Origin of the sequence: Anaerovibrio sp., from assembly GCF_045637405.1 — a bacterium.
Classification (GTDB): Bacteria; Bacillota; Negativicutes; order Selenomonadales; family Selenomonadaceae; genus Anaerovibrio.
The window spans coordinates 15,066-27,160 of the sequence record NZ_JAZTZI010000016.1 but is presented as its reverse complement, the minus strand read 5'-3'; the positions used below and the strand labels follow the sequence as shown (position 1 = coordinate 27,160).

General features: G+C 44.4%; 12 protein-coding genes. All 12 read left to right on the top strand.

Annotation, left to right across the window (positions count from 1 at the left end; genetic code table 11):
• Positions 1 to 389 precede the first annotated feature (389 nt).
• Positions 390 to 1,331 carry an ornithine carbamoyltransferase gene (argF, locus tag ACKI5G_RS01245; RefSeq protein WP_407396878.1) on the top strand — a complete coding sequence of 314 codons (942 nt, stop codon included), beginning with the start codon at positions 390 to 392 and terminating at the stop codon, positions 1,329 to 1,331.
• A gap of 241 nt (positions 1,332 to 1,572) precedes the next feature.
• Positions 1,573 to 2,784, top strand: coding sequence for an argininosuccinate synthase (locus ACKI5G_RS01240; RefSeq protein ID WP_407396876.1), 1,212 nt, complete (start codon positions 1,573 to 1,575; stop codon positions 2,782 to 2,784).
• 1 nt (position 2,785) lies between these two features.
• Positions 2,786 to 4,216: an argininosuccinate lyase gene (gene argH, locus ACKI5G_RS01235; RefSeq protein ID WP_407396874.1), complete on the top strand. Its 1,431-nt coding sequence runs from the start codon at positions 2,786 to 2,788 to the stop codon at positions 4,214 to 4,216.
• 178 nt (positions 4,217 to 4,394) lie between these two features.
• Positions 4,395 to 4,577, top strand: a complete 183-nt coding sequence (locus tag ACKI5G_RS01230) for a hypothetical protein (protein WP_407396872.1) — start codon at positions 4,395 to 4,397, stop codon at positions 4,575 to 4,577.
• A gap of 13 nt (positions 4,578 to 4,590) precedes the next feature.
• Positions 4,591 to 5,559 (top strand): ComEC/Rec2 family competence protein, encoded by a 969-nt coding sequence (locus tag ACKI5G_RS01225; RefSeq protein WP_407396870.1) that lies wholly within the window; start codon positions 4,591 to 4,593, stop codon positions 5,557 to 5,559.
• Position 5,560: 1 nt separating this feature from the next.
• Positions 5,561 to 5,761: a DUF3006 domain-containing protein gene (locus ACKI5G_RS01220; protein ID WP_407396868.1), complete on the top strand. Its 201-nt coding sequence runs from the start codon at positions 5,561 to 5,563 to the stop codon at positions 5,759 to 5,761.
• Positions 5,762 to 5,777: 16 nt separating this feature from the next.
• A complete protein-coding gene (locus tag ACKI5G_RS01215; RefSeq protein WP_407396866.1) occupies positions 5,778 to 6,854 on the top strand; it encodes an N-acetylmuramoyl-L-alanine amidase in 1,077 nt (358 codons plus the stop codon).
• A 15-nt stretch (positions 6,855 to 6,869) separates the two neighbouring features.
• Complete coding sequence (locus ACKI5G_RS01210; RefSeq protein WP_407396864.1) at positions 6,870 to 7,424, top strand: GerMN domain-containing protein; 555 nt, start codon at positions 6,870 to 6,872, stop codon at positions 7,422 to 7,424.
• 238 nt (positions 7,425 to 7,662) lie between these two features.
• Entirely contained in the window at positions 7,663 to 9,027 is a 1,365-nt protein-coding gene (locus tag ACKI5G_RS01205) for an SPFH domain-containing protein (protein ID WP_407396862.1), read from the top strand.
• A gap of 52 nt (positions 9,028 to 9,079) precedes the next feature.
• Entirely contained in the window at positions 9,080 to 10,225 is a 1,146-nt protein-coding gene (locus ACKI5G_RS01200) for a zinc finger domain-containing protein (protein WP_407396860.1), read from the top strand.
• A 15-nt stretch (positions 10,226 to 10,240) separates the two neighbouring features.
• Positions 10,241 to 11,116 carry a TPM domain-containing protein gene (locus ACKI5G_RS01195; RefSeq protein ID WP_407396858.1) on the top strand — a complete coding sequence of 292 codons (876 nt, stop codon included), beginning with the start codon at positions 10,241 to 10,243 and terminating at the stop codon, positions 11,114 to 11,116.
• 132 nt (positions 11,117 to 11,248) lie between these two features.
• Positions 11,249 to 12,094, top strand: a complete 846-nt coding sequence (locus ACKI5G_RS01190; protein ID WP_407396856.1) for an undecaprenyl-diphosphate phosphatase — start codon at positions 11,249 to 11,251, stop codon at positions 12,092 to 12,094.
• Position 12,095 lies beyond the last annotated feature (1 nt).

Sequence of the window (12,095 nt, the reverse complement as noted above, 5' to 3'; positions counted from 1 at the left end):
CAGTTTTCTGATATTTTCATCTGATTATGTGGAATAGGACGGCGAATGATTACCTTGAACACTTAGACTGAGGAGCGTTAAGAAACTATTTTTTTCATACCTGCATTAGCTGAAAAAATCATTTGTTTGAGCGAAGCGAGTTATGATTTTTCCTGCTATTCCAATAACGAAAAAAATGGTTTTAGCGACGAAGTCGTCGTGAAAGGTAACATTCCCAGCTTAAGAGTATGCAAATATACAAAATGCTGCTAATAGAAGTAGAATACGACGACTTCAAGGTAATCATTCGCCGTCCTATTCCGCATAATCAGGTGAAAATATACGAAAATTGTAGTATAATATATGCTGTTGGTGTACAAAAGTATTTCAACGGTTGGGAGGTTAGATAGATGTTAAAAGGCAAGGATTTACTCTCAATCCATGATTTGTCCGTGGATGAGGTAAATGAAATATTGGCTTTGGGCCATGAGCTGAAGGCCAAACAGAAGGCGGGTATTGAACACCACCTGTTGAAGGGCAAGACCTTGGGTATGATTTTTGAGAAGTCTTCGACCCGTACCCGTTTGTCCTTTGAGACTGGTATGTATCAGCTGGGCGGTCAGGCCCTGTTCCTGTCCAACCGTGATTTGCAGCTTGGGCGGGGAGAGCCTATTAAGGATACCGCAAGGGTTATGTCCCGTTATCTGGACGGCATTATGATTCGTACCTACGGCCATGACAGGGTAGAGGAATTCGCTCAATGGTCGGATGTACCGGTTATTAACGCCTTGACTGATCTCTTACATCCATGCCAGGTTCTTACTGACCTTCTCACCATTCAGGAGCACAAGGGCAAAAACCTTAAGGGACTGAAAATGGCATATGTTGGTGATGGCAATAACATGACCAATTCATATATGTATGGTTGCGCCAAGGCGGGAATGGAATTTGTGGCGGCTACACCAAAGGGCTTCGAGCCAGATGAGCAGGTGATGAAAAACGCCATTGAGGATGCCAAGGAAACTGGCGCATCCATTAAGCTGGTAACAGATCCATTTGAGGCTGCCAAGGGGGCAGACATTGTGGTTACCGACACCTGGGCCAGCATGGGCCAAGAGGCAGAGCACGATGAGCGCAAGAAAATCTTCAAGGATTATCAAGTCAACGCCGAGCTTCTTAAAGAAGCTGACAAGCGCGTTATCGTAATGCATTGTCTGCCGGCCTACCGGGGTGAGGAAATCACTGACGAGGTTATGGAGGCATACGCTGATGTAATATTTGATGAGGCTGAAAATCGCCTACATACCCAGAAGGCTATAATGGCCCTCTTGATGGGAGATTTAGGTATATAATTGTTAAGCTAAGAAAAGGCAGTAAATGATTGCCTTGAACAATTAGACTGCGATGCGTATAGAAACTATTTTTTATGTACCTGCATTAGCATAAAAAATCATTTGTCCGAACGAAGTGAGTTATGATTTTTTATTGCTATTTAATCAATAAAAAAGTTTTAGCGAAGCAGTATATGTGAAAGGCAACATTTTCTGCCGTTAATAGGGTTATCCAAGGTATAAAGAAAAGGAGATAATGATTATGGCAGAGTTTAAGAAGGTTGTATTGGCATATTCCGGTGGTCTTGATACCTCCGTTATAATTCCTTGGCTCAAGGAAAACTATGGTGGCTGCGAGGTTATCGCATGCTGCGCAGATATCGGACAGGGGGACGATATGCAGGCTATTCACGACAAGGCACTGCGTTCCGGCGCTTCCAAGTGCTATATCGCTGATCTAACTGAGGAATTCCTTACTGATTATGTATGGCCTACCCTTAAGGCTGGTGCCGTATATGAGGGGAAATATCTCCTTGGTACTTCCTTTGCCCGTCCTTTGATTGCCAAGAAGCTGGTGGAAATTGCCAAAGAGGAAGGTGCGGATGCCATTGCTCATGGTGCCACTGGTAAGGGTAATGACCAGGTGCGTTTTGAGCTTACTGTAAAGGCATTGGCTCCAAATATGGGCATTATTGCACCATGGCGTGAGTGGGAGCTCCTTTCCCGTACTCAGGAGATTGAGTATGCCAAGGCTCATAATATTGATATTCCAACTGATAACAAGAAGTATTCCATGGATAAGAACATTTGGCATCTTTCCCATGAAGGCTCTGATTTGGAGGATCCTTGGAATGCTCCAAACAATGAGATGTTCCTGGTTTCCAAGGCTCCAGAGGATGCTCCGGATAAGCCTGAGGAGCTTACTGTTTGCTTCGAAAAGGGTGTGCCAGTAGCTGTAAATGGCGAGCGCATGGGAGCTGTGGAGCTCTTAAATAAGCTCAATGAAATCGGTGCCCGCAACGGCGTAGGTATCGTGGATATTTGTGAGAATCGTCTCGTTGGCATGAAGTCCCGTGGCGTTTATGAGAACCCAGGCGGAGCAATTCTCTACTATGCCCATCGTGAACTGGAGTATTTGTGCCTTGATCGCGCTACCTATCACTTCAAGGAGGGCGTGGCTATTCGCTTTGGTGAGCTGGTATATGATGGTATGTGGTTCTGTCAGCTTCGTGAGGCACTGTCTGCATTCGTAGACAGCACTCAGGAGAGTGTTACTGGTACCGTTAAGCTCAAGCTCTATAAGGGTAATATTATGAGTGCTGGTGCCAAGTCTCCATATTCTCTCTATAATCAGGAATTTGTAACCTTCGAGGAAGATCATGTATATAATCAGGCCGATGCTGAGGGCTTCATCAACCTCTTCGGTCTTCCATTAAAGGTTCGTGCACTTATGCAGGAAAAGGCAGGTAAATAATATGGCTGAACAGCTCTGGGGCGGACGTTTTTCCAAGTCCACTGACGAGATGATAAATGATTTTCAGGCTTCAATTGATTTTGATAAGCGGATGTATGCCGAGGATATTGCTGGGTCTATTGCCCATGCCACCATGCTGGCCAAGGTTGGTATTATTTCCGAGGCGGATCGGGATGCCATTATCGCTGGGTTGAAGGACATATATAAGAAAATAGAGGAAGGCAACTTCTCCTTTGAGGTGGCTTTGGAAGATATTCATATGAATATTGAAAAGCGCCTTACGGATGCCATTGGTGATGCTGGTGGCAGACTTCATACCGCCCGCAGCCGCAACGATCAGGTGGCTTTGGATACCCACATGTTCATTCGTCGCCAGGTGGTGGAGGTACAGAAGCTGATTTTGGATATGCAGAAGGCTCTGGTGGAAACGGCAGAAAAATACAGTGATGTTATTATGCCAGGATATACCCATCTTCAGCGGGCTCAGCCAGTTCTGTTCTCCCACCACATGATGGCTTATTTCTCAATGCTGAAAAGGGATTTTGATCGCTTTGTAGGAGTATATGAGCGCTGTGATATTATGCCACTGGGAGCCGGAGCTTTAGCTGGTACCACCTTCCCTATTGACAGGAAATGTGTAGCAGAACAGTTAAATTTTGAGAATATCTATTCCAATAGCCTTGATGCGGTTTCTGACCGTGACTATATTATGGAATTTTTATCAGCTGCTTCAATTTTGATGGTTCATCTGTCAAGACTTAGCGAGGAAACCATACTTTGGTGTTCCAGAGAGTTCTTCTTTATAGAGCTGGATGATGCCCATTGTACTGGTTCCTCCATGATGCCTCAGAAAAAGAATCCTGATGTATCTGAGCTGGTACGTGGCAAGACTGGCCGTGTGGTTGGTCATCTTATGGCTATGCTCAGCACTGTAAAAGGGCTGCCTTTGGCATATAATAAGGACCTTCAGGAGGACAAGGAGGGTATCTTCGATACCATTGATACCATCAAGTTCAGCCTTGCAGTCTATGCCCGTATTATCCGTGGCATGAAGGTTCGCCCTGAGGTAATGCGCCGGGCTGTGGCAGAGGATTTCTCCAATGCTACTGATTTGGCGGATTATCTGGTAAAGAAGGGTATGCCGTTTAGACAGGCCCATGCCGTATCCGGCAAGGCAGTTCATCACTGCATTGAGGAAAACAAGTGGTTGGCTGATATGTCCATGACGGAGTTTAAGGAACTGTCCGACCTCTTTGAGGAAGACATTTACGATGCCATCAGTCCTGAGACCTGCGTAAAGAATCGCAACTCCTACGGTGGCACCTCCTACGGCCAGGTGGAAATGCAGCTGCTGCAGGCCCATGGAATTATGGACTTGGAGAATGCAGTTGTAGAGGACAAGATAAATAAACAGGTTACTGTGAAACCATAAGCAGCAATTAACAGCAATAACGCTCCTGCCATAGGTGGGGGCGTTTTATTTACATTGGCTTATGCCTATGGAGTTATTGAAATTCATCCCTTGTCGATGGAAAAAAACGAACAACTGATGTATAATAAAACAGTATGTAAGTTCGTACCGTACTAATGTGTAAAATGAGGAGATTCTGATGAAGATAAAAGGAATGAATAAATCCGACTGGCTTATGCTGGTGCTTATTGTGGTGGTTATGTTTATGACTAATTTCAATGATTTGCAGACCATTGATTATGTGCTTATAGTCAGCGTTGTGGCGTGGTTGATTATGTTGGGTATCAGACTATATGTGGTAAATGTACGCAATAAACGATAAGGTTGGTGCTAACGTGACAAGAAATATGTATAGATATCTTGTGGTAATGGTTTTTACCTTGGCTATGCTGGTATCAGGCTGTGGACAGGGGGCTGTTTCTGATAATGGAGCTGCGGATAATGCTGGAGCAACCGCTGCTTCAGAAACACAGCTCAAGGGACAGCTTACAGTAAAGGTCCTTGATGTTGGTCAAGGCGATGCGATTTTAATAAATACAGGTGAACAGGTTATTCTCATTGATACCGGCGACGACAAGTATCGCGAGGAAAATCGCAAAAACGAAGAAAATGTTCAGCTGTTCACCGCCTTGGAAAAGGCTGGTATAAAACACATTGATAAGCTGATAATGACCCATGCCCATGCAGACCACATTGGCAAGGCCGCCAAGGCCATTAAACAGTACGGTGTAACGGAGCTGATTCATAACGGGATACCATCTGCCAGTGCAGCCTTTCGCAATGCCTTAAAAGCCGCAAAAGCCCAGGGAACCAAGCAGGTAAAAGTTAAGGCTGGTGATGAGCTCGATTTCGGCAATGGAGTGACATTTAAGATTCTCAGCCCTACTCAAAATACCATCGAGCAGGATACCAGTGCTTTACAGGCTGATAAAAAGGTCAATGTAAATAACGAATCAATCGTGGGTATATTAAAATTTGGTGAGTTCTCCATGCTGCTTACCGGTGATGCTGAGAAGGAAATTGAGAAGGAGCTGCTGGGAACCTACGGCAGCGGTCTGAAGTGTAAGGTGTACAAGGCACCACATCATGGCAGTCACACATCGTCAACCTTTAACTATGTGAAGATGATTCAGCCGGAGTATGCTATTATTTCCTGTGGTACCAATAATTCCTATGGGCATCCACATAAAGAAACAATGCAGACATTTAAGAAGTTGAATATTAACGTTTTTGAAACTGACAAGAACGGTACTGTAACTGTTACAACTGATGGTAATACCTATTCTGTAAAAGGAGAGCGGTAAAATGATTTCGGGATATGTTGACAGAATTGAAGAAAATTTGGCTGTAATCCTTTTAGGTGAGGATGAGTATCAGATTGAAATTCCCTGTAAGCTGTTACCTGATGATATCAATGAAGGTAATTACATAAAGCTGGATATCAAAAAGGATAAAAAATCAACTCAGGCGGCTTTGCAAGAAGCTATGGAGCTTATGGAAGACTAATAAGGAGCGAATGTCATTGAAGAGAATATGGTATAGGTTGCTTGTTGTGATTTGCTGTGTTCTGGGAATATTGGGGACAGGCAGCTTAACTGCTCAGGCGGCTGAGAATCACACATTAAATTATTTCCGATACAATAACTTTAAAGACGATGACGGAAGAAGCTGGGTTCGTATCGAAATGGGTATGAACAAGGGTGACCTTGAGTACGAGGTTAGCCAAAACCCGGATAAGCCATTTCAGCTGATTATAAGACTTAATAACACCAATCGTGGTGATGTAAAGAAAAATATTGGTCTTGACCGCAAAATTGCCAGATATATGACCTTGAAAAATGAAAATAAGGATATGGTGGCCACCATTGCGGTGACTGATTCTTTGGAAGATCATGAGTACAAGGTTTATATTGCTGAAGCGGATAAAAAGGCCAAAAAACCTTATCGCCTTGTAGTCGAGATTGCAGCTGATAAGGGTTCCCCGAATAAGGCCACAGGTGATGAAAAATTGTATGGTGTAGAGGGGTGTACAGTGGTTATTGACCCTGGTCATGGTGGTAGTGACACTGGTGCCATTGGTCCAAGCTATGTTAAGGAAAAGAATATAACCCTTAATATATCCTTGGAGGTGGCACGTATCCTGGAAAATAACGGTGTCAATGTGATAATGACCCGTACCACAGACGTGGATGTATATGGACCTAATGCTACTGATAAACAGGAACTGCAGGCCCGTGTCAATGTGAGTCGTCGTCATCCTGAGGCGGACATATTTGTCAGCATTCACTGTAATGCCTTTACCAATTCCTCCGCCCGGGGGACTGGTACATATTATTATGGACACAGCTCAAGGGATTCCTTGTTGGCGCAGCTTATTCAGGATGAAATGGTTGCAGCAACCGGCCTTTATGACCGTGGGATTCACAGTGCAAATTTCTACGTGCTTAGAAATTCATGGATTCCGGCAACTTTGGTTGAAACAGCATTTATATCAAATCCTTATGAGGAAAATATGTTGGCCAGTGCAGAGGTACAGCATACCATGGCTTTGGCTATCTGCAAGGGTATAAGCAATTACTTCCAAAGTAACGGAAAATAAGGAGGATTATCCATAATGAAAATGACAAAGATTATTGCAGCATTGATGCTTGTGCTTATGACCATCGTGGTGGCTGGCTGCGATAAAGAAAATAACCAGCAATCTAATAAGAACACCAACACTGTGGTGGAGAACAAGACTGAAAAACCAACAGAAGAAAAAATCAAGATAAAGGTGTATTTCCCGAATAAGGATGCTACTAAGCTGGTGGCAGTTGATAAGACTGTGAAGGTTGCTGGTACTACCAAGTATAAGGCTGCCATGGGTGCACTGATGGAAGGCACTGACGATGGTAAGCTCACTACAGTTATACCAAAGCAGGCAAAGCTGTTAGGTGTAACTGTCAACGGCGATACTGCCAAGGTGGATTTTGACAAGGGGCTTATAAAGCACTTCAATGGTGGCTCCACTGGGGAGGAATTTTTGGTGGGTTCCGTTGTTAATACACTTACAGAGTTCCCTGAGATTAAGAAGGTTCAGATAACCATTGACGGTCGGAATGTGGAGACACTTAAGGGACACATGGATGTCAGCAAGCCACTTTCCCGTATGGATGAACTCCTTAAATAAAATTTTATAATGTATAAATGAGTATGAGGCATTTTTCGTGATACTGCTTGGGCAATACACGAAGGGTGCCTCATTTTATATGAAAAGCAGTATGCATTTTTCATTTTATGGTGCGAAAGTCATATTTATTTGGATAATAAAAGGTTTTTTATAACAAATATAGAATAGATAACCGTAGTATTGGTTATTTGAATAATGATTGTTAAAGGTTTAATTATTAGTATGGGGGGTATATTTTATGGGCCTTATTAAAGCAGCGATGGGAGCCGTTGGCGGCACTTTGGCGGATCAGTGGAAGGAATTTATTTATTGTGACAGTATTCCAGCTGATTTGCTTATTGTGAAGGGACAAAAGAGAACCAGCAGTCAGGGGCGCAGCTCCAATACCAGTGCAGAGGACAATGTTATTTCCAACGGGTCTGTGGTGGCTGTTAATACAGGACAGTGTATGATTATTGTGGAGCAGGGCAAGGTAGTCGATATTTGCTCTGAGCCAGGTGAGTACAGATATGATACTTCCCTTCAGCCATCTGTATTTACTGGCGGTTTGGCAGACAATGTAAAGGCAATCTTTGGTGAAATTGGCAAGCGCTTTACCTTTGGCGGAGATCCGGGGAAGGATCAGCGGGTATATTTTGTTAATACCAAGGAAATCATTGGCAACAAATATGGTACACCAAGCCCGGTGCCATTTGAAACCTTTGATCCTCGCAGTGGCCTCAGTATGACGGTTTCACTGCGGTGCTTTGGTGAGTACAGCTACAGGATTACCAATCCTATTTTGTTTTACACCAATCTTAGTGGCAATATAACGGATTCTTATTCCAGGGAATCCATTGACAGCCAGCTTAAATCCGAGCTGATGACCAAGCTACAGTCGGCGTTATCCAAGCTGTCCGAGAAAGAAATAAAATATACGAGTATTCCAGGTCATGTTGATGAACTGGCAGATACCCTGAATGATCTCCTGAGCCAAAAATGGCGTGATCTAAGAGGAATTGAAATCGTTTCCTTTGGTGTCAGCAGCGTAAAGGCCAGTGATGAGGACGAAGAAAAGATTAAGGACTTCCAGCGTTATGCCAGCATGGGTAATGCACACATGGCTGGTCTTCAGATGGCCGGTGCCACTGCTGACAGCATGAAGATGGCAGCCTCCAACGAGTCAGGCGGTATGGGCGCCATGGGGGCATTTATGGGCATGGGTATGGCTGGTAACATGGGAGGCAATAATGCGGCCCAGATGATGCAGATGGGAGCAATGCAACAGCAGCAGGCTCAACAGGTACAGCAGCCTCAGCCACCTCAGACACCGCCACCAGCTGCGGCAGCTCCGGCTGGAAGCTGGAAGTGCTCTTGTGGTAATGAAAATACTGGCAAGTTCTGTACCCAGTGCGGTGCCAAAAAACCTGAACCTCAGGGCTGGACCTGCAGCTGTGGCAGTGTAAATCAGGGTAAGTTCTGTCCTAACTGTGGTGCCAAGAAGCCAGCAGACGCACCTCTTTACAAGTGTGATAAGTGCGGCTGGCAGCCAGAGGATCCACATCATCCACCTAAATTCTGTCCAGAATGTGGAGATGTATTCGATGAAAACGACATTCAGTGATGGCGATAAACCATATTTTTAGTCTTCAAAAATAACTGATTGGAGGATAAAGATGGCAGATACTTCAGTAAACTATAAATGTCCCAGCTGTAGTGCACCGTTGGCCTATACTCCGGGCAGTGGCAACAGAATAAAGTGTGAATTCTGCGAATCTGAATTTTCCGTAGAGGAAATTGAGAAGTTTTATGATGCCAAGGAGGAGGCGGCTGTACAGGCCCAGGATGTAAAGGATGCCAAAATCGAGAAAAAGACATTTGAAATGGAAGCTGCTGGTGGTGCCTGGGAGGCAGAAGAAATTGCGATTTTAAAGGCCATGACCTGTTCCTCCTGTGGTGCAGAAATTGTCTGCGATAACAACACCATGGCCACTGAATGTGTATATTGTGGTAATCCTACCATGGTGCCAGGACGGTATGAAAGACAGTTACGGCCTGATATGGTTATACCCTTCAATACCACCAAGGAAGATGCCAAGAGGGCTTTTGCTGCCTATCATAGAGGTAAGTGGCTCCTTCCAAGTAATTTTGCATCACAGTCCCGTATTGAGGCTATTCAGGGTATGTATGTGCCATATTGGCTCTTTGATGAGACTGTGGAGGCCAGGGGAACGTTTTCAGCTACCAAGTCACGCTACTACACGGACGGGGATTATGATGTGACAGAGACAGACCATTACAAGGTACTTCGTACAGGTGTCATGCAGTTTAATAACGTTCCAGTAGATGGCAGTGAAAAGATGGATGATAAATGGATGGAGAGTATAGAGCCATTTGATTATACTAAAATGGTTCCGTTTACCACGGCTTATATGGCTGGCTTCCTGGCAGACAAGTATGATGTGGATGCTGAAAAAGCCTATCCGTTTGCACAGGAGCGTGTATATCAGTCAGCTGATGGTGTGCTTCAGTGTACGTTGGATGGCTACGACTCCTGTAGTACGGATTCTCTTAAGGTTGAGCAGATTGCCGGCAGGCAGCAGTATGCCATGGCCCCAGTGTGGATTTTGACCACAAAGTATCAGAATAAGCCTTATACCTTTATTATGAATGGCCAGACTGGCAAGCTGGTGGGAGAGCTTCCGGTGGACGAGAACAAGGCCAAGATGTATATGGGAATTGGTGCTCTGATCACCTTGCCAATCACTTACTTCATTTTTAAGTGGATTGTCCTGATACTGGCGGAAGCCATGATGGATTAAGAAGGGGGACATAAAATGAGAAAAATAGTAACGATTTTGATGTCCCTGCTTTTGATGGTTGCTTTTACCATGCCTGTCATGGCGGAAACTACCAAGGTGAAGCCGGTACAGACAAATTCTACTCAAACAGATAAGAAGGACGTAGCAAATCTTGAATTGCCGGATAATTTGGGTCAAGTGAGTCTCCATGATATGGAAAATTTACTGAAACCCGATCAGCAGAAGGGTTTACTGCAAAAACTAAAGGACATTGAACAAAAGCACAATGTGCGGGTAGTGGTAATGACAGTTCCAAAGGATTCCAGGACGGGCAGTGAGAGCGGCATCAAGAAATTTGCTGACGATACCCTGAACAAGTACTATCGTGACGAGGCCCATAATAATGGCAGCATTATGATGGTGGTTTGTCCAAGTGCCAGAAAATGGGCTGTTACTACCGACAACAATATGCGGGCACGTGTTACTGATGAAAATGGCTATCCGGCCATAAAAGATGCCTTCATGAGTGATCTGAAGGACAACAATTATGACGGTGCCTTCAATGCCTATGCCGACGAGGTAGACCGGCTTCTTGCCTATTATGAGGAAGAAGGGGAGCCTTGGGATCCGGCCAATGAATTTAGTTATGTAGGCTTTGTATTGGCTGTGCTGGCTTCTTTAGGCCTTGGCTGGATTTGGGTTGAGTATTTACGTGGCAAGATGAGCAATGTTCGGTTTGTGGGAGAGGCTGATGAATATTTGGACAGAAATTCCGTCAACATCACTGAACAGAGTGATACATTCTTGCGTACTACCAGAACTGTGACCAAGCGGGTTAAGAGCGACAACTCAAGCTCCGGAGGTGGCGGCGGCAGAAGCAGCAGCAACGGCGGTGGCAGCGGTAGTTATTAAAAAACTATATTAACTCACGGCGGGGCGCGTAATAGTGTCCCGCTTGTTTTTGCCTTTTTCTTGTGGAAAAATATTATATTTAGGGGTATAATATGGCAGTTAGATTGAATTAAATTAGGAGAGAGATAAAATATGGATTTGAGCTTTATGGAATTGATTAAAACTGTAATATTAGGTATTGTGGAGGGCCTTACGGAGTGGCTTCCTATCAGCAGTACCGGCCACATGATTTTGGTGGACGAGTTTATCAAGCTGGATGTTTCAAAGTCCTTTATGGATATGTTCCTTGTGGTTATTCAGCTGGGAGCTATTCTGGCTGTTGTGGTGCTGAATTTTGATAGGCTGAATCCATTTTCCAGCCACAAATCCAGCATTGAAAAGAAGGAGACCTATCAGCTGTGGTACAAGGTAATATTTGCCTGTCTTCCAGCGGCAATTATTGGCCTTATGTTCAACAAGTACATGGAGGAGCACTTCATGACGGCTCCGGTGGTGGCCTTTACCTTGATTTTCTATGGTATTATGTTCATTGTGGTGGAGAACTACAACAAAAACCGCACTCCGGCAGTTACTGACTTGAATAAGCTGAGCTATAAGACAGCGTTTATAATTGGTCTTTTCCAGGTGCTTTCTTTGGTGCCGGGCACATCCCGTTCCGGCTCCACTATATTGGGTGGTATTCTTTTTGGTGCTTCCCGCTATGTGGCAGCTGAGTTTACCTTCTTTTTGGCAATACCGGTTATGTTTGGTGCCAGCCTTTTAAAAATCGTTAAATTTGGTATCCATTTCACCGGGGCGGAAATGCTGATTCTGGTTATCGGCATGGCCACAGCCTTTGTAGTATCTGTTATTTCCATTAAATTCCTGTTAAGATATATTAAGAACAACGACTTTAAGCCATTTGGCTACTACCGTATAGCTCTGGGCATTATTGTAATTGCGTATCTCCTGATGGTTGGTGACCCAACTCAGGGGTAAT